This is a genomic window from Aurantiacibacter zhengii (assembly GCF_003584125.1).
Taxonomy (GTDB): Bacteria; Pseudomonadota; Alphaproteobacteria; order Sphingomonadales; family Sphingomonadaceae; genus Alteraurantiacibacter; species Alteraurantiacibacter zhengii.
Genome location: NZ_QXFL01000011.1, coordinates 43,717 through 66,657, shown reverse-complemented (window position 1 = coordinate 66,657; position 22,941 = coordinate 43,717). Strand labels below are relative to the sequence as shown.

13 protein-coding genes and 1 tRNA gene are annotated in these 22,941 nt (G+C 57.8%); 7 read left to right on the top strand and 7 right to left on the bottom strand.

From position 1 onward, the window contains the following. The 7 genes from D2V07_RS17035 to D2V07_RS17005 form a co-directional block, all read left to right on the top strand. A partial coding sequence (locus tag D2V07_RS17035) for a pilus assembly protein TadG-related protein (RefSeq protein ID WP_325049019.1) occupies nucleotides 1-2,059 on the top strand: 2,059 nt, incomplete at its 5' end. Between the two features lie 5 nt (nucleotides 2,060-2,064). Continuing rightward, nucleotides 2,065-2,574, top strand: a complete 510-nt coding sequence (locus D2V07_RS17030) for a TadE/TadG family type IV pilus assembly protein (protein WP_119584765.1) — start codon at nucleotides 2,065-2,067, stop codon at nucleotides 2,572-2,574. Continuing rightward, nucleotides 2,571-2,981 carry a TadE/TadG family type IV pilus assembly protein gene (locus D2V07_RS17025; RefSeq protein WP_119587433.1) on the top strand — a complete coding sequence of 137 codons (411 nt, stop codon included), beginning with the start codon at nucleotides 2,571-2,573 and terminating at the stop codon, nucleotides 2,979-2,981. Before D2V07_RS17030 ends, D2V07_RS17025 begins: the two co-directional genes overlap by 4 nt. A 144-nt stretch (nucleotides 2,982-3,125) precedes the next feature. Then, a tRNA-Val gene (locus D2V07_RS17020) sits at nucleotides 3,126-3,201 on the top strand. A gap of 845 nt (nucleotides 3,202-4,046) precedes the next feature. Continuing rightward, complete coding sequence (locus D2V07_RS17015; protein ID WP_158586876.1) at nucleotides 4,047-6,461, top strand: Eco57I restriction-modification methylase domain-containing protein; 2,415 nt, start codon at nucleotides 4,047-4,049, stop codon at nucleotides 6,459-6,461. 1 nt (nucleotide 6,462) lies between these two features. After that, nucleotides 6,463-6,972: a PIN domain-containing protein gene (locus D2V07_RS17010; RefSeq protein ID WP_119588104.1), complete on the top strand. Its 510-nt coding sequence runs from the start codon at nucleotides 6,463-6,465 to the stop codon at nucleotides 6,970-6,972. Nucleotides 6,973-7,154: 182 nt separating this feature from the next. After that, on the top strand, nucleotides 7,155-7,415 hold the full coding sequence (locus D2V07_RS17005; protein WP_119588103.1) for a hypothetical protein: 261 nt from the start codon (nucleotides 7,155-7,157) through the stop codon (nucleotides 7,413-7,415). A gap of 27 nt (nucleotides 7,416-7,442) precedes the next feature. Here the strand turns inward: D2V07_RS17005 and D2V07_RS17000 are convergent, their stop codons facing one another. The 7 genes from D2V07_RS17000 to D2V07_RS16970 form a co-directional block, all read right to left on the bottom strand. Next, nucleotides 7,443-8,987, bottom strand: coding sequence for a recombinase family protein (locus tag D2V07_RS17000; protein ID WP_119588102.1), 1,545 nt, complete (start codon nucleotides 8,985-8,987; stop codon nucleotides 7,443-7,445). Further along, complete coding sequence (locus D2V07_RS16995; RefSeq protein WP_158586875.1) at nucleotides 8,984-9,430, bottom strand: DUF2924 domain-containing protein; 447 nt, start codon at nucleotides 9,428-9,430, stop codon at nucleotides 8,984-8,986. Before D2V07_RS16995 ends, D2V07_RS17000 begins: the two co-directional genes overlap by 4 nt. Nucleotides 9,431-9,432: 2 nt before the next feature. Next, nucleotides 9,433-9,675, bottom strand: a complete 243-nt coding sequence (locus tag D2V07_RS16990; protein WP_119588100.1) for a DUF3489 domain-containing protein — start codon at nucleotides 9,673-9,675, stop codon at nucleotides 9,433-9,435. A 193-nt stretch (nucleotides 9,676-9,868) separates the two neighbouring features. Continuing rightward, entirely contained in the window at nucleotides 9,869-10,654 is a 786-nt protein-coding gene (locus D2V07_RS16985) for an HNH endonuclease (protein ID WP_119588099.1), read from the bottom strand. 84 nt (nucleotides 10,655-10,738) lie between these two features. Continuing rightward, nucleotides 10,739-14,800, bottom strand: coding sequence for an Eco57I restriction-modification methylase domain-containing protein (locus D2V07_RS16980; RefSeq protein ID WP_119588098.1), 4,062 nt, complete (start codon nucleotides 14,798-14,800; stop codon nucleotides 10,739-10,741). Continuing rightward, the gene (locus D2V07_RS16975) at nucleotides 14,800-17,589 is read right to left on the bottom strand and encodes a DEAD/DEAH box helicase (protein ID WP_119588097.1); all 2,790 of its coding nucleotides are present in this window, start codon (nucleotides 17,587-17,589) and stop codon (nucleotides 14,800-14,802) included. Before D2V07_RS16975 ends, D2V07_RS16980 begins: the two co-directional genes overlap by 1 nt. A gap of 2 nt (nucleotides 17,590-17,591) precedes the next feature. Further along, a complete protein-coding gene (locus tag D2V07_RS16970; protein WP_119588113.1) occupies nucleotides 17,592-22,790 on the bottom strand; it encodes a DEAD/DEAH box helicase in 5,199 nt (1,732 codons plus the stop codon). Nucleotides 22,791-22,941: the final 151 nt, after the last annotated feature.

Here is a 22,941-nt window from a genome sequence, read left to right as displayed (position 1 = left end):
AAAAGGCGTCAGAATGCGCGCGAGTAACAAGATCAGACAGTTCCTCGGCAAGCTCATCGCTTGTACGCAGGGCGGCGTCACGACGCTTGCCACTCTAGCTCTTCCCGTTCTTATCGGGTCCGCCGGACTGGCCGTCGACCTGAACCGCGGATACCAGCAGCGCATCATCAACCAGCGTGCTGCTGACCTGGGCGCGCTGGCCGCGGCGATTGCTTTCCAGAACACCAGCGATGCCGCGATCCTGACCCCAACGGCTCGCGATGTAGCGGTTGCAAATGGTCTGGTCGGTGCGACTGTTGTCGCAACGCTCGTCAACGATTTGCCCAACGCCGGCGACCAATCCGTGCGCGTCACCGTAAACGAACTGGTGCCTTACACCCTTGCGAGCGTTCTCGGACTGTCGGGTTCCTTCGACGTGGCTGCAGAATCCATGGCAAGCCTTTCGGGCGGCACCAGTTTTGCGGCACCCTGCTACCTCGCTCTCGACGGTGGAAAGGCGGCCATTTCGGTAACCGGCGGCGCCTCGATCGACGCACCGAACTGCTCGATCGCGGCGATTGGCGAGATCGAGAACAAGGGCCAGCTGATCCGCGGCGCCGATATCATCTCTGGCAGCAGTGACATCTACGTGAACCACGGCGAACTCGACGCAGCAACCCTGCGGTTTGCAGGCAGTTTCAACAAGCCGGGCTGGAACAACGCCGTCCCTCCGCCAAAGGATTGGATCAACGAGGCGACCCCTCTTTCAGACCCTTGGGCGAATAATCCCGATCGCGTTGCCGCGATGGCACTGCTCGGCAATTTCAGCAGCCCGCCGGCGCTGAGCGACCCGTCGACCCCCAACGGCAGTGACTGGAAGTTCACCTGGAACCCCAGCAGCGCGGTTTCAGCTTACCGGCAGGGGACCAGCGGCAATTACATCGTCCCTGCCGGGGTCTACAATATCAGGAAGTTCGAGGTCGCAGGCGGAATCAACGTGACGTTCGAGAACGGCTCGATCATCCGGGTGCGCCAGGGCGTTTCCATTGGCGGTGGTTCGAATGTCAATTTCGGCGACAGCGATGTCTATGTGAACGGCGGCTTCGACAGCGGTTCGAACGGCGTCACATTTGGCAACGGTGCGCTCTGGATCGGAAGTGGCCAGGTCCGCTTCCAGGGCACCAACCGCAAGGGTGATGGCGATGTGCTGATCAATGCGGACGTCAGCCTGGGCGGTGGCCAGCACCTCCTCGTCGGAGACGGCAACCACTATTTCGGCGGACTCGATATCGGGGGCGGCGGCACTGCGCGCCTTGGTGCAGGTGATTTCGTTGTTGCCGACGGCATCCGCATCAGCGGAAACAGCGAACTGGCCATTGGCGATGGTGACATCATCGTGGGCCCCGGGAACGGCAATCGCGCCATCTTTCTCAGCGGCAGCGCGCGGTTCTTCATGGGCGACGGGCAATTCAGCGCCAATGGCGATATCGATACAGCGGGCGGCAGCCGCCTTGCTTTTGGCCGAACGCCAAATCATTACATCAACGGCGATATGAAGATCGCGGGTTCCGTGCTTTTCGGTGCAGGCCGCTACACAATCAACGGCGATTTCGAAAACGGCACCGGGGGCACCACCTGGCCCTACACCTCGGGGTTGACGGGCGAAACTTACGGTAGCGTTCTCGAAGGCGAGAGCGTCTCCGGTTTCGACATGGCGGGCATCAATGTCACCTTCGTTCTGGCAGGCACGATCAAGCTTGCTGGCGGGGCAAAGACGAAGCTCGAAGCAGCGAACTACACGCAGGCCGGCGGTTTCATTTCGGAACTGCTGCTGACGACCGAGAACGATGACGATGCAAACTGGACGGGCGGAAGCCTGAGTTCGTTCGCCGGAACACTGCATCTGCCCAATGCGCAGGTCAAAATGGCTGGTGGCAACAGCACCAGCACAACGAAGTGCATGACTCTCATTGCCAACACGATCCGCGTCAACGGTGGCGCCGCGACCGGCTCTGCCTGCACGATGATGGAAGACCTCGGTGGTGGCGGCAACAACACAAGAGTCAGGCTGATAGGATAGATCCCATGCGCAGTTTCTCTCTTTCGACCATACGGCGCAACGAAGATGGCGTGGCCACTGTGGAGTTCGCCCTCTGGGTCACCGGGTTCTTCATGATCGTCATGGTGGCGCTTGATTTCGGAATGTTCTTCATCGAGCGTGGCAAGGTCAACGAAGCCGTTGCGGCATCTGCCGTTGCGTCCTTCGAGGAAGCGGACAACGTCAACTTCGGTGTTCTGCCGAATTATGTCCGCAGTATTGCCGATAACCAGGCCATAACGGTTGCCATGTCCTGCAACGGCGTGGCCAACAGCTGCACGAACCTGAACCGCACGTGCGCGTGCCTGAAAACCGATGGAACCTATGTCGCAGCCGCCTGCGGCAACATCTGCACCGGTCCTGATGTTACCGGGGGATCGACAGCCGGCTATTATCTGACGATCGAAGCGGACCAAGGGTTCAATCCCGTCGTCTTGCCAGCTGGCCTGCTGTCCGACACATCGGTGACGCAGCAAGCCACGGTGCGGCTGCAATGAGCTTCATACGAAGACTTCGCGACGACGCGCGAGGGGTGTCGACCATCGAGTTCGCCCTGCTCGCGCCGGCATTCCTGACGCTGGTATTCGGCACGATCGAGGGCAGCCGGATCGTGTGGACCAAGAACACGCTGGATGAGGTGGCTTTCGCAACAGCGCGGTGCATGTCGGTCAGTCTGGAGTGCGAAACCGAAACGGAGCAACAGGATTTCGCTGTCGACCGCGCGGCCTCCTACGGGATCGCGATCGTGGCGGCAGACGTGACCGCCACAGCCGATGCGGACTGCAACGGATTTCCCGATTCGAGCCGCATCACGATCACGCACGATTTCAATTCGGTGATGGGTGGCTTCATGCCGAGTATGGCCGCCGATCTAGAGGCCGATAGCTGCTTTCCGCAGCTTTGATTGTGCCTGTCTCGCACCAAGGACGCCGTCGGGACTATCTCGGGAACCAACTCTCCCGAGTGGATTATTTGGCATCCCGAATTCGGTAGCCAAACTGCCTTGACCGTAGGCAAAAGCGCGCCTAACTGCGCGTTTCCTGATAAGGGGCGATTAGCTCAGTTGGTAGAGCATCTCGTTTACACCGAGAGGGTCGGCAGTTCGAGCCTGTCATCGCCCACCATCCAGTCACTATGCCCACTGGATCGCTTATCCAGTGGGCTAGTGGACTGGCCATTCCTCCCGATATTTCCTATGCTTACGCACGATCTGGAAGGCTCATAATCCTTGTGGGAGACCGAATTGGTCCTCGAACTACGGTCACTGTTCGCGGCAGTTTCTCTGCTGGCTGATTTCGAGGTCGGAGGTTGCATTGCACAAGTGGTGGCAATTTGATGCAGATTCGATACGGATTTGATGTGAGTCTCGCGAAGGTCAGCAATGCGCCCCAATCGCCGTCATTCCCATGAAGGTCGCGAAATCTTCAAACCCGACATGAGTCTTTTTTGTTGCCGTCAGCCTTATAGCAGCGAAGAGCATAGCAACCGCCCGGATCGGGGATTTCGCGACCGCAACGAGGTCCTGATCAGCCCGTCTAGCAATATGGCCGAATTCGGAACATAGAGTGCTTCAATTGCTACAGATATAGTTAGTAAGATTCGAAACGGGGATTCTGTGGGCTTATCAACGGACGAACTCATTGGAAATTTGAGGGGCTTAGGCGAACAGGTCGCTGGAGGCGGTCGTCCGTCACCTAGGGAGATTGCCGCTGCTTTCGGCTGGAACGGCGACCGTGTGCGGGAACGTCGGATAACGCTAGGCGAAACGGTTCTTGACGTGGGCCGAGGGTTCTTGGGTGTCCAGCCTGCTGCTCTTTTTGCATCCCCAATGCACCGGAACGGGACGGACCCTCTGAGGGGCGCAGCGCTATACGGCTATCATGCTGCAGTTCGCTGGGGGCTATTTGCAGACGAGCGCGGGCTCACGCCCTTCAACTCGCACTGGCTTGCCCACGATGACTGGTTCGCGATGCCTACGATCCCTTGGGATCGCCTTGAAGCAGAACACAAAATTCTCAGCGCCTTTGAGCCAGAACAGGTGACGGAGGGCGAACCAGATCGGCTCGCATTGGAGCGCTATCCAAATCCCAAACTTCTGCAGCCGGTGGATGATGAGCTGGTTGATCGGCTTGATGCTTGGCGCGATGAAGCCCTGAAATCATCACGCATCCACTCTGGCGTAGACGAACATTTGCAAACGTTATTCGCGAAGCTCTTCGTGCTTCGAACAATTGAAGACCGTGGACTGGCTCCAAATGTGAAGCCGCTGAGTGAGGCAATTTCCACCCAAGCTCCGCTTGATGTGGAAGCCCTCGTGACGACCTTTCAGGAAGCAAGAGAATGCATTGGCAGCGAGCTTTTTGACGATGTGCAGTTGGACGTTATTCCGAAGCACGTGATTTCCGGCATAATCGGCGACCTCTATAAGCCTCGCCGCCTGCCCTTCGCAGGAAGCCGCTACAATTTTGCTTGGATTGATTCCGACGTTCTTGGCCTCGCCTACGAGAAGTACCTTTCGACCATCCTGCATCCGCTGCCGCCAGCGCCGCAGATGAACCTTTTCGAGCAGTCCTATAGGGACGTTGCCCGGATTAGTGTGCGCCGGGCCGGTGGCGTTTATTATACTCCGGAATACCTCACGAAGTACTTGGCAATGAAGTGCATCGATCAGCACGTTACGCCAGATTTCTTAACTCAGTTTCTGGCGCAACGGGCAGACGGCAGCAATTCTGAAGGAGAAGAAGCCGCGCTCGCGTTGCCCAAAGTAGTCGATTTCGCCTGTGGCTCGGGCTCGTTCCTTGTCGCAGCAGTGGACTGTATGCTTCGCCGATTAAAGGAGCGTGACCCTGAGACCAATTGGGGCAAGGTCCTCATCGACGGTGGACACATCGTTGGGGTGGACATCGATGAGAAGGCCGTCACCGTTGCCCGACTGAATATCTGGAACAGACTGACCGAAGAGCCCGACCCCCTCCCGCTACCCAATCTGTCAAAGGTTATTGTGAAAGGCGATGGGCTGGACCACTCCTCATGGGAACAGTTAGGCCAGCGGTTCGATATCGTGCTCGGGAATCCGCCGTTCCTCGCAACTTCACGCGTATCCAACCGCGATGGTCTGGAGAGTAGTTTTGAGACGGCAAAGGGCCGGTATGACTATTCGTCACTTTTCGTTGAACAAGCAATTAGAGTTACCGAGCCTGAAGGCACGATCGGAATGGTCGTACCAAATCGCATGTTCATCAACCACAACGCAGCGAGCATTCGATCGTACCTCACCGCACGAATGAACATTGATGTTATCGTCGACTTTGGATCGAACGAAGTCTTTCAGAACACGAGCGCCTACGTGGGCTGCATCGTTGCAAGGCATCAGCCATTGATGAGCGCCTCTGCAACGACCGTAAAGGTGATCGACGTCAAGGCACTTCCAGAGCAATTTGTCGCCGCTCTTCTTTTGGAGGCAGAAGCAGCCGGTACAGTCAACGAGCGGGATATTCGCGTATACACCGCACAGCACCCGCGAGGAGGTGGACCCTGGACCTTGTTGTCGATGGAAGAAAAAATGGAGCAGGTGAGGCTATCCGATGCGTCGGAGAGATTGGATAATATCGCCGGCATATTCCAAGGGATTCGGACGGGCGCCAACGACATTTTCATCTTCAAGATTGTCGCGGAAGATGATCGCTATGGAGCAGAATTGCTTAACGGGCTCGGCGACTCTGCCGTGCTTGAAGCCGGGCTTTTAGAGCCTGTCGTCTTCGGCGCTGAGGTGAGAAAATTCGAAGCGGTCAGCTATAACAAGTATCTACTCTACCCCTATGAAGGCGGCTCGGCCATTAGTGAGGGAGAATTGGAACTGCGCTACCCGCAGGCATTCAAATATCTTCACTCGTATCGTGATATCCTCTCTTCCCGCGCGAGTATCGCTTCGTCTGGTCTCAGGTGGTACGAACTTGTTAGGCGAAGAGACGAAGAATGGTTGTGCAGGCCGAAGCTTCTAATTCGGGATTTAGCACCTGAGATATCATTCGCCGTAGATGCCGAGGGCGAGGTATTTATTGTGGGCGGAACTGCTGTAGCCCCTGAGCAGGAGGAATTGCTTTTCCCGCTCCTGGCATATCTAAACAGCAGTCATGTTAATGCTTTGGTGAAGCGCACAACTCCTCAGTTCCGAGGTAGCTTCCAGAAATTCGAGCCACAACACCTCCAAAGCATACCTGTCCTGCGCCGCTTAATAGAGGACGAAGCATTCCAACGGCAGCTGGATGAGCTTGCTCGTCTCGCTGTGACATCGAGCGGAGAGCCTAAATCGATGGCGGTGGCAAATATTGACAAGGTGGTTGAAGCAGCAATGCGTGAAGCCAATATCGTCACGGCCGAGTAACATGCCCAACTGGATCGTCGCTGAGCGGGCTTATGATTTGCCTAGAAATATCGCTTTGCTCGATACGAACGTGCTTATTGCGCTCGCTAACCCGAGGGATGGCAACCACGAACATACGGTTGGGGCCTTGGACTTGGGAGAATACAATTGGGCTGTCCCTCACGCGTGTCTTATAGAAGCTTGGAACATGCTCGTCGGGCGGGAGCGGCGCACAGACTTAGCGTACGCCTTAATGCAGTGGGTCTTAACACCAGGACAAGTGATCCTGGTGGGCGATGCCATAGAGCCAGTCTCGGCAGCACATACCTATTCTCAGGCATTCAAGATCGATTTGGTCGATGCCAGCCTAATTGATTTGGCGACACGAATTAGCAGAGAATGCGGAATGCATCCTGCAGTTCAGATTGCGACCTACGATACTGGAGACTTCGTCCGGTTTTTTGGACGTGCCGACCTTAGCTTCAACGTCTATGATATGCTGAATACATCTTCTACCGCCGATACTGATTGAACAGTGCCCCCATGAAAAGGCCACCGCACGGCATTTGGTCAAGAAGCGGCCCGCGCGACGGCAGCTATCGTTGATGCGAAACCAGAACGGGGTTGTCCGCTTGCGGCCCAGTTAGCGAAGAAGGAACTGATGATCTCACCAAGGCCATTGGTTATTCGTAGCTAACGCTCTATCCCTCGCGGATGGAACTTGATGACCTTCTTCATCGATATTTTGCGACTAGCGACATTTCGCAGCTTTCACCTACTGCACTCGTAGCAGGGATCGAGCGGTGCCAGGTTGACCTTGGCCTCGAACAGGATCGCGGAAAGCGGTTTCCGCTGTGGGCACTTCTTCACATGCGTGGCGCGGCACCTGATCTCGATGTCGCCTTCGAGGACGAAGGTGATCGGGACGCAGCGCGCAATTTGATGGAATTGCTGGAAGCGTCGGGACCAGAGTAAAACGGTTCTACCTGGGAGCCCCTGCTTTCATCCAAAGCCGAGCATCTCGCGTTGGCTCGCCCAGTCGAGAGGCAAGTTGTTGACCCGCGCCATGAACTGACGGTTGAGATGAACAGGCTGCTTTCCGTCAATAATTGACGCGGTAATGTCAGGTGCAAGATAAGCAAGGCGCAGCAGCCTGCAGAAATATTGCTTTGAAACATTCAGGTTCTCCGCTGCAGTATCGACCGACGCAACGGCCGGATCTTCGATTGCTGCCTTTGCCTGGTGCGCGCGGACAATCAGCTTGATGAGTGGGGGATCTCGCCGTGCCTCTGCCCAGTCCTGCCCCGGTGCATCGATCCGCACTTCACCACCGCAGCGGATCAATGGTGCCTCAACAGTGATCGACTCAGCTGCACCCTGAAAGAGGATATCGACCCGATCGGAGTTAACCGTCACCTTTTCGACGTATTCGAGGACGAGCTCGCGTGATGGAATGGGCCCTTCCCAGCTGGCCTCGGTCTTCGTCGCCAGCTGATGGATCACCAGCTTCTCGATCTCGCTTGCAGGCAAGCGGTGGATGCGAAGTTCTGGTCGTTCCTTGTTCTTCAGGCTGGCGTAATAACGATAGCGCTGTCCCTTCTTGCTTGCGTGGTCTGGCGTCATCCGCCGTCCTTCCCCATCCCAGATAATGCCAGCTAGCACGCTAGCTTGTACGGCGTGCTCTCCATATTTGCGCCTGACCCGGTTCAGCGACAATCGCGTCGCAACCTTCTCGAAGGTCTCCGGGTCGATGATGCCATCGTGCTCGCCTGGATAAGATTTGCCGTGATGGGTAATCTCGCCGAGGTAGATGCGGTTCGCGAGCATCTGATAGAGCGCGCCCCTGCTGAAGTTACAGCCCCCGTAGACGCGGCCATCCTTGAGGATGCGCTTCCTGGTTCTGATGCCTTGCTCGGCAAGATCTGATTGCAGCAGATAGACCGATCCCAGCCCGAGATAGCGATTGAAGATGTATCGCACCTTCTCGGCTTCCTCGGGCACGATGAGCAGTTTGCGGTCCTTGACCTCGAAGCCAAGCGGGACAACACCGCCCATCCACATGCCGCGTTTCTTCGAAGCCGCAATTTTGTCGCGAATGCGCTCTCCCGTAACCTCTCGCTCGAACTGGGCGAAGGAGAGGAGCACGTTTAGGGTCAATCTACCCATGGAGTTGGTTGTGTTGAATGCCTGCGTGACACTGACAAAGGACGCACCGCGCTTGTCGAGGGTGTCAACGATCCGGGCGAAGTCAGCCAAGCTACGTGTGAGCCGATCGACCTTGTAAACGACAATGATATCGATCTTACCCGCTTCGACATCCTCCATCAGCTGCTGCAAACCAGGTCGATCCATTGAGCCACCTGAGAAGCCACCGTCATCGTAGAGCTCATCGATCGCTTTCCAGCCTTCATGTGCCTGGCTGAGAATGAAAGCGGCACAGGCCTCTCGCTGGGCATCCAAGCTGTTGAAGGATAGCTCGAGACCTTCCTCGGTCGACTTGCGAGTATAGATCGCGCAGCGACGGCGCTTCGGTGTGGTCTGCGTCATTCCCCGTCACCCGGGCGACTTTTTAACCCGAAGAAACGTGGTCCTGACCAGGCAGCCCCGGTGATCTCGCGTGCGATCTGGGTAAGCGAGGAAAAGTGTCGGTCCTCGAACTCGAAGCCCTCCTCGAGCACCGTCACGCAATAGGCCTTACCATGCCAATGGCGGACCAGTCGCGAGCCGGGTTTGAGCGATTGGGACTGGCCAATATCAATATTGCCCTCTTTCGCGAGTTGCTCGGTAAAGCGGTCAAGCTCACGTAGTCTTGCAGGTGGCAAGCCGCCATAAAGCTTCTCCTGAAGTCGCCAGGCAATTGCGCGCTTCATCTGGCTGGGCGTCATTCCATTTAGCAGAGCTTGGCCGCGGTGAAGACGCTTCCACTCGGCTCGCAGCCGGGCTGGCGACATCGTCTCCAGCCCAGCGAGTTGTTCATCAATGTGCGTCATGCTCAGCGCTCGATGCGCCAGCAGGTCTCGCCGCTCGGGCGACATTCGCGAACGAGTTCGTACCCCTTCTTGCGTAGGCCGGTCATGAAGGCTCGAGCGCTATGCGGCTGCCATCCGCTCGTCTCCACTATTTCCGCGAGCGAGGCGCCCTTGGCGCGTGACAGCAGTTTCTCGACGCAAAAGGCTTTGGTCGGGCCTTGACGCGACTTCAGTATACTTGCGGTCGGTTCAGTTTGATCAGTCATCTGAGGTCTCCTTTTGGGGGCCGGCACCGTGCCGTTCCCACTACCTCAGGCCCCATCAACCGGCTGGTTAGGGGCTGCGCCTCACCTCGGTCGGCGCACATCGATCAATGCTCGCTTCCCGATGGAAGTCGAGTATCATTCCCCATTATCTGCATTAAAATTGGCGCTTCTTACTGCTGCCAATTGAACGCCGTCAGCTCGACTGGAATAGGTTCCCGCGATGCCAGGCCAACCTAGCGCGATGATCATCGTGCAAGGTCAGAAGGTGCTCGCGATCAAGACCCAAAGCTTCACGAGCAGAAGCGCTCAATGCCGGAGAGGCCAGCGCAAGTCCCTCGTCGCTAAAGGTCACCAGACCACTGTCAAATGCCGCATCCCAAAGGCTCGACAGGAGAAAGCCGTTATGGACGTCCAATCGTTCAGCATCGCTCTCACATTTGGCCCAAGGAATGATATGGGATGCGCGCAGCAATTCTGGCTCTGTAATTCCCGTAAGAGGGCAACAGCTGTTCCAATAGCTAAGTTGGGCATCCCGAAATCTGTCTTGGCCAATACGTACCTTCTGGGCTCGCTCGGCTTCCGTATCGCCCAACCCAGCGATGTCGCGAAGGTAACTCTCAAGTGGCAGAGTCGGTAGAGAGATGCTCAGGCGATAAACGTCCGATACAGCTTTTCTTAGAGCAGCGGGGCTATCCAAGGTGAATGCCTTGGTAGAACCTCTTGCTTTCTCGGCTGTTTCGGGGGCTACAAGCTCGCGCGCAGCGCCGGGATGGAATACCGAGAAATAAAGCGGCCCCGACATGCCAGATGCTGTTGCCGCCAATCCGATCTCACCAGGCGCGCTGGCCGACCGAAAGAAAAGCCATCCCTTCGCTTGATCCGGGCCGATGCGATAGCCGTGCTCGTTCGCGCACTCTTTAAGCTCTGAAAGTAGCTCGTATGGATAATCCTCGATGCGTGGGGGATGATCAGGAAGCATGGCTCTGACCTACATGCTTACGATCAGCGATCAGCGCCGGGATAGCCGCACGATCTTTGGCCGGCTCGATTGCAACGACTTCGTTCACCGATACCCCTCCACCCGCGGTCGCATGCCTTCGGCTATCAGCTTGTCGTAGGCGGCGAGGACGAGGCGCTGAGTGCGGTATTCGCCGTGTTTCCTGATTTCGTTGTTCTTGAGGACGCGGAAGGTTTCGGATGGGTAGTCTTCGCCCATCACGTCCTTGGGATCGAGGACATAGCGCAGCTCATTGCGGGAGAGGCCGTAGGCGAGCGCGTACCAGGCGTCGAGCTCGGCCCGGAGCTGGGCGCGGCGGTCCTCGTTCCAGCGGAACGGCTCGCCCTCATAACCTAGGTCGCGCGCAAAGGGGGCCATGGAATGCGAAGTGTAGCTGAGCTCCAGCACCCGTGGGACGATGAAGCCGAGATCGCTCTCGCTGTAGGCGCTGGGTGGGAGGATGGGGAGTTGTTTAACAATGTATTGGCCTAGATTGAGGTAAGAGACCTTCGTCCTGCAAACGACATCAAGGACAGTTGAGTTCGCGTTCGCAAGAAACGCGGCCTTTTTGCTTGGTTTGGCTTCCAAGAAGACTTCAATCTCTTTGTGACCTACACCTGTAGCTGGGAATGCTGTCATCACCATCGTGCGAGATGTGGACGCGGTCGTCGCCTCTCCGTAGCCCATCAACCAAGACGCATCGGTTCGTGACGCAACTTCGGTTTGACGTACCCAGTAAAAGGGTTCGGCCTCGGCGCTTGGATCAGCAAGGCGGCTGTCGTCAAGCTCCGGCAGTACTCGGTGTCCGCGCTCTCCTCCACGAGCGCTGTAATCCGCGTACCGGTGGTTGAATTGGTCAAACATTTTCGCTTCGTAAAGCGGAACATACCTCTTCTCGCTGGCCGGAGCGGGAGAGCCGGTGGAGAGGTCGAGGTGGGCAGTATCCCGGCCACCGGTGAGAGCTAAACCGGGGGTGTTGCCGCGCGCGCCGGACGGGCGGACCCAGTCGGTGCCCTGCCGCTCCCAACCATCGGCAGCGAGCTGTTCGGAGGTGCGGAACAGGTGGCTGTCGTTCGACATGTGGAACATCGCCATGAAGCTGATGCCCCATGGATTGCCCGGCTCGCCCGGCTTGCCGCCCTTCGCCTCGTCGATCAGCACGGACACACGGTTGTAGATGGTCGCAGTCAGTTCGGCGTCCTTGCGGGCGCGGAAAACGGGGGCGGTTTTTGTGTTCGGGTTGATCCGCGCGATCTCGGCGGGCGAGAGGGTGAAGCGCCGACGGCTGTCTTCAAGCTGCGATGGATCGGTAAGGAAGAAGGAAAACTCTGCCTCGTCTACATCGTTGCCGAGCGTCAGAAGGCTAAACTTGAAGCTACGGTGGACGCCGGGGAAGATTGGTGCGCTGTTTTCGAAATCGAACAGACGGGCGAGCCGCTTCTCGCTCACCAGATGGCCGAAGAACGGCGCGGTAGTGGCGTCGGTGGCGATGCCGGTGGGCACGATGATCCCCGCACGTCCGCTCTGCTCGAGGAGATTGAGGAAATGCTCCGAAAACAGAGCGTAGGTGTTGACGTCGCCCGTGCCGGTATAGGGGTAGCGACCGCCATCTTCGCCCGACACGCGCGCGAAGGCGCTGGTCGCCTCAGCGATGCGCTTGGCGGTCTGGAAGGCGTCGTAGAGCAGACGCGATGACGAGCCTTCCTCAGCTTGCGCCAGCTTCGCGATCGCACGAGTGCGCGCGGCGGCGTTGGACGCGTCGGCCACCTCGTGACCGGCGAAGAACTCCTGCTCCTGCAGTTTGATCCGTTCCCACGGCGGATTGCCCAGCACGACATCGAACCCGCCTTTGCCGATCAGCACATCGGGAAAGGCGAGCGGCCAGTGGAAGGCGCGGGCTTCTTCCGAAGCGTCCACAGCGGCGGCTTCGAGCAGACCGAAGACCTGCCCCCCGCCAAGGCGTTTCCACACGTCAGCCGTGGTCGGCACGGTGCCGCGCTGGTAATTCTCCGGTACCTCGACCTTGGTCATGAGGAAGGCGGCGGTGTAGAAGTCGCAGGCGACGCGAGTGGCGCGGCGATCGGGATCGTTCTTCCAAGTCTCGAACGCCTCGCGCTTCTTTTCAACCTGTCCCACCGTGTCTTCCGGCATGCGGCGGATGGTGGATAAGTTCGCAGCCAGCTTCTTCGGCGGCATGGCCCCGGTGCCGCTGGCGAAATCGAAGCTGCCCTGGCCCTTCTTCTCGTCCTTGTTCTTCTTCTTGTAGTAGGCGGCAGCCTCTTTCACATCGCCGGTCAGCGGCTTGTAGGCATCGTCGGGAATGCCCTGTTCCAGCGCCTCCAGGTCGAACACGCCCAGCAGCGCGTCGCCGCAGCGGATATTGGCGTCGAGGAAACCAAGCGGTTGCCCCGGGGAAACACTCTCGATCCAAAGCGCCACCTTGGCCAGTTCCACCGCCATTGGGTTGCGGTCCACCCCGTGGACGCAGCGCCCCACCACTTCTCGTAGTGCGCGATTGTAGTCTGGTGCGTCAGGATCGCGCAGCTGCGCTACCCGCGTTGCCATTCTGCGAGCGGCGCCCAGCAGAAAGTGCCCAGAGCCGCAGGCAGGATCGATGATCTTCAGATCCAATATGCCTTCTTCGCGAGCCACGGCTTCTGCTTTCTCGAGTACTGGGTTGAGCGCGCTGTCGAGGAGGGTCTGCACGAGTCTATCTGGCGTGTAGTAGCTTCCCGACGTCTTGCGGGCATTGCCTTTCAGATCCTCAACGAAGTCGAAGGAGCGTCCCTCATCCGTACGTGTGGGGGTCAGCTCCAGCAGCCCTTCGTAGACGCTGCCAAATTCTTCCGTCGCCATATCACGCCAGTTGATCCGGACGCGGCGCCCTTCCTCCATCATCCATCCGAGATTGAAGATGGCTTCGAGCAGATACCGGTTGGGTATTGCGCACTGCTCGAGATCTGGCGTCGCGTCTGCGGAGAAGAGACCACCCAAGGCAGGCAACCCCAAATCCTTCTCACCCCGAGCGAGAGCACTGAAGACGATTTTCAGACCTTCCCATGCATCACCATGCGTGTCGCGTGATCCACGTCTTGTCGCGCGATTGCGCAGATACGCAAAGCCGTAGTTCTCCTGATAAAGTTGCTTCGTCGCCCGAGCCGTGCCCGGGGCATGCAATAGATCGCGATCTTCAGCGACTGCTAGGAAGATCAGTCGATAGACCATCCGTAGCATCTGCTCGAAGAGCGACTGCATCGATAGTTCATTGTCATCGATCTTGCGGCGCAGCTCCGGGTTGTGGCCAAGCAGCCCTTTGCCGATCGCGAGCAGGGCGCTCTCCACGTTCCCGCGCAGCTTATCGCGGACAGCGGTACCTGCCTCCATCCCCGCTTCGCGCCAGTGCTCAAGCGGAGCTTCGCTGGGAGGCGCACCTGCTTTGCCGAAGCGCGAGGCGTGCGTCAGAAGCCACCAAGCCGTGAACTCCGCGAACATGTCATCGCGGAAAATCGCTCCGAGGTCAGCCTCGATAAAGGCGGGCCGGGTAAAGCTGGCGTTATCCCGCATCAGGCGTACGCGGTCGCCCGCGAACACCAAGCCCCAATAGAAGTCCGCATTGGCGTTTAGCCAATCCTGGAGCAGCAAGGCCGCTGAGCGCTTGGCAATTCGCCCATTGGCACCGTCACCAAATTGCGTGCGGCCAACAGTGAATGCGTCCTTGGACTTACCATCCTCTTCCAGACTCAGCGGCGCTGTAACGACGACGGGAACACGGCCGTCAGAGCCTTCAAATGCAATTGCAAACCTTCTGTCGCCTCGCGGTCTCGAGCCAGCCCTTGTCAGCTCAAACCCAAATGCGCTTGTGAGCAGTTCCTCAACAAAAGCGTCAGTCTGTTGCTGGGTGGGAGTCTCTATCGAGGCGAAGCTCTTCCATATGGCTTTCCCGATCTGAAAGTAGCGCGTGATCTCATCACGAAGTGAAACGCCCTTGGGGCAGCTGTATTCGGCAGCCGTCTTCTGGTCAGGCGTCGTGCTCGCAACCTTCACCACCTGGTCGGGCGATATCAGGCCACCCTCAATTGTTATTGCGGTAAAGCCGATATCCGCGAGGCGTTTTTGCGACCTGGCCATCAGTTTGCCTCCGGCAGAAGCACATAGAGGCCAATGATATCGGGAGGCATGACCGCACTGACCTCAACGGTGGCGCCGCCACCAGCCGCCCGGGTCAGCTTGACGTGATCTTCAGAAAGCTGATCTGCTCGCTCGCGCGCCAATCTATCGATCTCACCGCTGTATTCGTTGATTCTTTCGAGCGCTCGCTCCAAGTGCCTTTGGCGTGCTTCTTCAGCCAGATCACCACTAGCCTCGCGTTCCAGCAGAGCCAGTGCCTCAGGGCCTTCAGCTTTTGCCGCGCTGGAATCTGGACCGAACGCCATGCCCAAAGCCTCTTCGGCCAAAAGCATTCGGCTCGTCCGGCCACTGGTGATAAGCTGGAAGCGCATCCGCATGACCAGCAATGTCGTTGCTTCTTGGACAGCGGAGGTTCGCCAGACACCGCCCCTCCCCAAAGGTTTGGTCTCCGACGAAGTGGGATCAAGCGCGCCCTCGCTCAGCGTCTCCGCAAGATGCGAAACGAGCGGATGGACGCGGCCCACATGCGCAACGTTCTGCGCCGGATCGTCGACGAAAGAGATGCGCCGCGTTCCTTTGAGATTGCGCGCCTGAAGCTTTTCACTGATGCTTTCAGGAAGCTCGTCGTAATGGACGAGATAGTGGCCCGAGACCTCTTCAAGTCCAGCTCCAAGACGCTGCAGTGCGCGCCTGGTGAAACGCTCGACCTCCCGCGGTCCACCATTCAGCGCACGCATCTTCTTCCATTCCGGAATGACCTCATCCGGCTTCATTGCGTTTTGCGCATATCGAGCTCTACTGGCCTTCGCGCCTTCTGCCGCATCGCGCCATGCCGCCTCGAACTTTCCTGCTGAGGCACCAAAATCGAGCACTAGCTGCGCATGCTCGGAGCCTTTGCGCATAAGCATGGCCTGCATGAGGGCTGAGGTAATGCTGTCCTGATCCTCTGGCATCGGCACGCTGACGCCGGTCGCCTTCTGTATCTCTTCAGCCTTGCGAATAATGACCTTGAGCACTGCGCCATCAATCGCACTATTGGAGCCGTGGAGCATGATCGAGCGTACCTGCTCTGCTTGTTGTCCAAAGCGATCCACACGGCCTTCGCGCTGCTGGTGCCTCGTCGGGTTCCAGCTCAGATCATAATGCACCACGGTATCGAAATGCTCTTGCAGGTTGATACCCTCGGAGAGACAGTCGGTCGCCACCAACAATCTCTGCTCGCTGGCTCCCATGTCTTCGACACGGTCACGGCGCTCTTCGGGCGTCAAGCGACCTGTCACCACTTCCGTATGGAGCTTGGGCCACTTCAACCGAAGTATCTCCCCAAGCGCCTCGGCGGTCGCAATAAAGCGGCAAAAGATAACTGGGTTTGCGCCGGCTTTCAGGAGCGGCGCTAGTTCGTCGACAAGAGTCTTGACCTTGGGGTCGCCATCGCCCTTGGCATTGTCGAGCGCATTTGCGCGTGCGATTAGCTTCGTGAGCGCGGTATATTCTTCAGCATCGACCATGGCCGTTGCGGGCTCAATGTCGCTGTCATCAAGCGTCCCGTCATCCATCTCGAACACGATCGGCTCAACCTCTTCGGCCTCAGCCAGTCCAGATAAACGGTTGTTGAGCGCGCTCGCAGCTGCAGCGGGCGAGGAGCCGACACAGCGCATCAGCGCTAAGGTGCTCCAGAATGCGAGCCTACGCGATCGCTTGTCACTCCCGGACCGATTGGTCACCTCAAGGGAATAGTCGAGCACGTCCTCTTGCAGCGCCCGATACTCGCCAACCAACTCATAGGGCACCGACTTCGTAAGATGCGGCTTGAAGGCTTTGTCTTCGCCCCATCCCTCCTGAATGTCTGGGCGTCGGCGCTGCACGAAGTGCTGCGCAAGCTTGCGAGAGTATTGCGTACGCCGTGCCTCATCGGCCCCTTGCGGCGGAGGGTTGGCGAGATCTGGTTCGACGAGACCCAGCAAGCGCTGGTAGGCGTCCACATCGCCGCTATGGGGTGTGGCCGTCAAAAAAAGCATATGGCGTTCGGCATCGCCCGCCAGGCTTTTCAGCAATTCATAACGCTGGTGGGTCCCACCTTCACTGCCAGCGCACGTATGGGCTTCATCGACGATCACGAGATCGGGGCACGCGCGAGCGAAGTCGTCGCGGCGACTGTCCGCTTTGATGTAATCCAGGCTGACAACGGTGAAGGGGTAGGCTTCGAAAAGGCTTTGAGACGCGGGAAGGCCGCGTTCCAGTCGGCGCGCCCGGGACGAGGTCACTGCGACCGCATCGATATCAAACTTTTCCGAGAGCTCGCTGATCCATTGATCAACCAGGTGAGGAGGGCAAAGTACGGTGAACCGGTCGATTGTACCGCGATCAAGCCATTCGCGAAGAATGATGCCTGCCTCAATGGTCTTACCGATACCCACGTCATCGGCGATCAAAAGGCGCGCTGGCGACAATTTCAGCGCCATCATCAAAGGCACAAGCTGATAAGCCCTTGGCTCAACCCCGAGATGCGCTGCGCTCCGGAATGGGCCGGCGCCACGCCGCAGCGAGAGGCGAAGCGCATCGGCTAAAAGCTGAGCACCAGCTTGCGTGTCGAGCTGATCCGCTGTCGGCGGCTCGAAGCGCGCGGGCTTTACCGGTTGGCGTTCGAGCGCTGGGATGAGCGTCTGCGCATCTTCGTCCGATCCTGAAAGCGGTCGAACGCGCAGAAAGCCCTCTCGAGATGGCAAGACCACCCATTCGCGGCCGCGTGCATTGACCAAATCGCCAGGGCTGAAACGCACAGCGTCCATTCTCAAATTCCCAATGCTGTTTTGAGGCTTGCCGGAGGCTCATCGCCCGGAGCGGTTGGTAACTCTATGAGATCCAAAATACCGCGGGTAGAGGCGATGCTCTTCGCAGCATCCGTTAGCTGACCAACCACCGCCAGGACATCTCTGGACGGCCAGTAGAAATTGATGATGCCGCCTTCGATATCGAGCGCCTTAGGCTCTTGTGCTCCCCACCGCTCGAAGGCTTCTCGCCAACCGGAAGCATCCGAACCAGCCTCGTTCCCATCACTGGTTTTACCAGATGCATTTGCTTTAGCAGCGCTGATGTCATCGGACTGGCTTAGGGCGATAAGGTATTCGACCACTTCGCTGTCGCGTCGGTCGATCAGCTCATGATCAGGCTGATTGTAATAGGACAATAGGCAGCGATAGCAGCCAGCGATGCAGCTATCCTCCTGCTCTTCTAGCTCCTCACCATCAAATGGCTCGCGATAATGCATGAGTTTGAGAGCGCGGGTAGCAGCATTGGCGATCGCCGACGGATCAGAAACGAGGCGATTGAGTACGCCGGCTCCGCCTTCCGTGGCTTCGTAAATAAGTACGCAATTCCGCTCCTCGCGCGTCGGAAGCGGCTCGCCAAGAAGCTCCCCTTCCTCCAATTCAAATTCGGTTTGAACGCCGCGCAGCAGCGCATGCTGTAGCGTCGCCATCTGGTCCGGCCTGAAATTGGTGGCTGGCCTCAGCAGCATGGCATTCTTGTGATCTTCAACGATCGGCACGATGCGCTGCGGCGGCGCGTTTCCAGGATCACCCATTCCCTCATCGCTATCCCCGCTCGAGGGATCCTTGATCCAGCGCCCTGTTTGCGGATCGATGAAGAAGCCCAGGATCGACTTACTCTTGCGGCGCTTCAGCCCCTTGTTAAGCCGCGAAAGCGTCGTCGCTGGGCCATAGTCGAGGTGGAGTAGAGCGTTCGAACCTTGTCCAACAACCCTGCCACGGATCTGCGGCACCCCATCTTTCGTCGGCCACTGGAACACGGTCAGAATTTCAAAGCCTCTGCGTTGGCGGTCCTCGTCATTTGCCGTGATACGAAGCGAAGGCGAGGTCTCGACATTGTCGATCCGGAAGACCGTGTCGATCCTTTCCACGCCTGCAAGAGAGGATTGGCAAGCATGACAGCGTTCTTGCAGAGGGTCTTTGTGTGCAGCTCCGCACTGGCCGCAGAGGATCAGCGTGTTGGTTGACAGCTTGCCGTCATCGCTGCGGCTTTCGGCCGGAAGCTTCGCCTTGGTGACGCGGTAAGCCCGTCCCTCATGATAGATAAGCGCGTTCGGTCCAAATTCAGCAATCGCCAAGAAGCGCGGGCGCTGGAGAACCGATGTCTTGTCGGCAGGCACAAAGGCATAGAGCGGGAGACGAGGAAAATTGTATCCTGGCAAGAAGCCTTCGGTCGCCAGATAGCGATAGACGTAGAAGTCTGAGCCGTATTTCGACTGCCCCCGCTCAAGGACCTCGAGCTCCTTGGTCGCATTCACATAACGGTTCTTTGCTGCACGCCGTTCCCCTCGCTGGAGCCCGGTCTTCTGCTGAATTGCGTGAGCCTTGTCCTGCTCGGCTCTCGCGCTCTCATAGAGATTGCGCCACCTATCAAAACTCCTCTCGAAACTCTCGAGAGCTGCACCGTTCACCTGGTTGACAAATGTCTCAACATCTTCCAGCCACGGCGCATCGGCAGGCTCGATATCGCTTAGCATCGCTTCAATTAGCCGCCGCATGACCGGGCGCGCTCGCTTAGAAGCGCTCGCTTCCTCGGCTGCCAAACGTATGACATCCTTCAACGGCTTCCCGCTCTTATCCATTGCAAGATTGTCGCGAATGGAGGCCTCCAGCGCGGCGTCAACCTGGGCAAGCCATTCAGCCTGCAGGTGCGATGTCAAAAGGTCCTGGTTTGCAAGATCGAGCGCCGGTGGACGGACAACGCCTGAGACGAGCGCCGGAGTATCGGCAAAGTAGTATTGATCGTGCGGTGACTGAGCGGCGCAATAGGTCACCACGAGGGCTGGGTGACCACTGCGCCCAGCGCGCCCCGAGCGCTGCGCATAGTTCGCAGGTGTGGGCGGGACATTGCGCATATAGACGACGTTGAGTGCGCTGATGTCGACACCGAGCTCCATGGTCGGTGAACAGAACATAGCAGGCAAGAAATCTCCCTGCTCGCCAGCCTCAAAGAGCTTCTCCTTCTCTTCGATTAGGGCTTTTTGGTCTTTGTCCTCGAAGCGGAAACGCTGCTCGCGCCATTCCCGTACGTCGCTATCAACCTGTGCTGTGTGTTCACGCGCCTCGAAGGCGTTTTGGAGAGGACCACTCTCAGCCAGCGTGGCCGCCACTCCGTGATAGAGCGTTCGGAAGAATTGGTTGTGCTTGTCACTTCCCTCGCCATCGGGCTGAGCAAACAGGCGCAAATTGGTTGGTGCAAGCCGCCATGCTGGAAGTTCAAAACCTGATTGCACTCGGCGGACGATTTCATGGCTCTCTGCGGCAGAAAGAAGCCCCTTGATAACCTCTTCATAGTCATCGCGCCCGAGCTTCTCGCCCCAAATCGATTTGTCGCGCAGTGCCTTGGCAAGGTTCGACCGTTCACCAGCCCGAAGAATAAGCTCTGCATCGGCAGCCGAAATTCGTGAGCGTTTCGGCACCTCAATCATCAGCATTCCGCTTTCGCGAAGACCTCTGATTTCTTCAGGATCGATCGCCCAGGGCAGCCGCAGCCGGCCATCGCTTTCCTCGGCCATTTGTCGAATGCGCTCACGATCGAGAGCTGGCGTCGAAACTGCCAATGATTGGCGCATTGCATCGAACAGGATCGCAAATAGCTGTTCGCGCTTGTCTGGAGTTAGCTCTGCCAACCGAGGGCAATCGGCAAATTCCTCATCGTCCTTCGCAAGGTCGCTGAGCCCCATAAAGCGGGCCTCAATCAATCCCACATCTTCAAGGTTTGGATTGGTAAAGCGCCATCCCTTGCGAAGGTCCGCCCAAAGACGGTGCGCCAACACTTCAGAAAGCGTTTCCTGTGCACCCTGGCGCTTGCCGTAACCTTTGACTTTCGGATCACGCATCCAGTCAGCGAGGCGATCCTCCCACTCCAAGTCGAAGCCAAGAGCTCGCCTTACAGCATCACCAAACTGGCTGGGCTTCAGTCCGCCCTCTCCAGCTTCTGCCACCGCGCGATAGATCGCGCCGCGCAGGAGCGACACGAAAATGAAGTCATTAAAGTGGCCCGCCTGAAGGGCCGCATCCTGCCGGTTATCGGTGAACCCGAGAAGCTTGCGCGAGTGTTTTCGCAAGCTCGCATCCTGGTCCATCCAGGACAGGACCGAGGCAACGATCAGCGTGGTGGCCGAGCTACGTCCCTCGGCTGAAAGACCAGCAAGCTTGTTTCGCTCGCGTGCCTGGCTTGCCGGCTGATGACTGCAATGCGGGCAAAAGCGATAGGGGCCGCGGAAGAACCATGAAGGGGTTCCTCCTTCACCCTCGCCGCAAGGTGCTCCATCAGGTTTGAGAAAGAGGTGTTGCCCCTCGTGCTTACCCCGATGCGAACCAGCTAGGCGGATCTCGCCTGAAGGAGCCGTCTCCTGCCAACTGTCCGGATAGTCCTCCGGATTTCCGCTGAAGTCGAAGTCCTCATTGACCGCCGGAACAAGATAACCCGTTTCATCACCCAATGCGTCGGGCTCATCGCTGACCGGTTCATCAATCGGCCTAGCCAACATTCGAACGAGCCCATCTTCGTCATGTCCATAGGTAACAGAGAGTATCTCCTGACCGCAGTCGCGGCAGAAGAACACTGGGTAAAGGCGCGCCCCTTCATCGTCTGGATGATATATTTGTCCTTCGAGTGCGACACGGCGTTCCTGGGCCGCCTCGAGCGTCACATAGGCCTGACCTGCGCCCGAAATAAACCGATGCAGTTTGAAGGCGAGGAAGGCACGGTCACCCTCACCGCCACGGTCTTTTTCCGGAGTACCCATGATGCCGAGCATCTTGGCTAGAATGCTCTCGCACCGATCTTCATCCTCGCTGGTCTGTTTGGCGAGCTTCTTGGCCGCTTCTTTGAGCGTAATCGGCTTGCGCCGTCTCAGCTTCTCGCCGTCGTCGAGACCAATTTCAGTTTCGACCCAGCATGCGAGCGGATGGTTGTAGAGCTCCTCGTCCGTCAGCGTGTCGGGCAGTTCATCCTTGACTGCCTGGACGAGCTTCGCGCCGAGAGTTGCGGGTTTGACTTCTGGACATGTTGCTCGCTCAAGAAGCTCATCAATGACATTCTCATGGGCAACCGGCTGCCCAAAGAGCTTGGTTGCCACTTCAGAGACTCTCTTTGCCCGCTCGACTTCATCAGGCGAGCTCGACATCGTCGCCGAGGTTCCAATACAGATGAGGTGCTTCTTTGGCGCGAGACGCTCTTTGACCCGCCGCACAAGCATCGCGACGTCAGCTCCCTGACGGCCACGGTAGGTGTGGAGCTCGTCGAGCACGAGGAAGTCGAGGCCAATCGAGTTGTCGATGACCTTTTGGTCGAGCTTATACTGCCTCGTCATAAGCAGCTCGAGCATCATAAAGTTTGTGAGGATGATGTCGGGCTTCTGCTCAGCGATCGCCTTGCGCTCTTCTTCGCTTTCTTGCCCGGTGTAGCGCGCAACGGTCGGCTTGAGGTCGTCCGGAATATCCGCGTCCGCAACGAACTTCTGAATTTCGCCAAGCTGCGAATTGGCAAGAGCATTCATCGGATAAATGATAATTGCACGCGTCTTGGGCGCTTCGCCTGCTCGTTTGGCCCGCACAATCGCATCGATAATCGGCACAAAGAAACACAAGGATTTGCCCGAACCCGTACCCGTGGTGACCACGAAGCTCTCTTTGGCGCGGGCCTTGATAACTGCACGCTCTTGGTGACGATGGAGCGTGATAGGATGGCGCTCTTTGCCAAAGGCAAAGATCTGCTCAAGTGCTGGATCAAGAACGCCCTCTTGCACCAATTTGTCGATTGATCCGCCCTTCTCAAAACGCGGGTTGATTGTGATCAGCGGGTCCGGCCAAAACTTTCCAGAATCATAAACCGCATCGATCTTATCGGCGATCTCTTGTGCGCGAATCCGCGAGAAGGATCGCGAAAAGGAGGCATATCGCTCGACCAATGACCTATCGAGATCGAAGATATTCACGGAAGTCGCCCCCAAACCGTAAGTGCCGGCACCGCCGGATTACTTTGAATTTTCATAAATACCGACACTTACGGTGATCGCAAGCAGTGGAGCCGGATAAGGAAGAGCTATCCTCAGCCCTGCCAGAAATGGAACGATGCAGTTAGCCTCG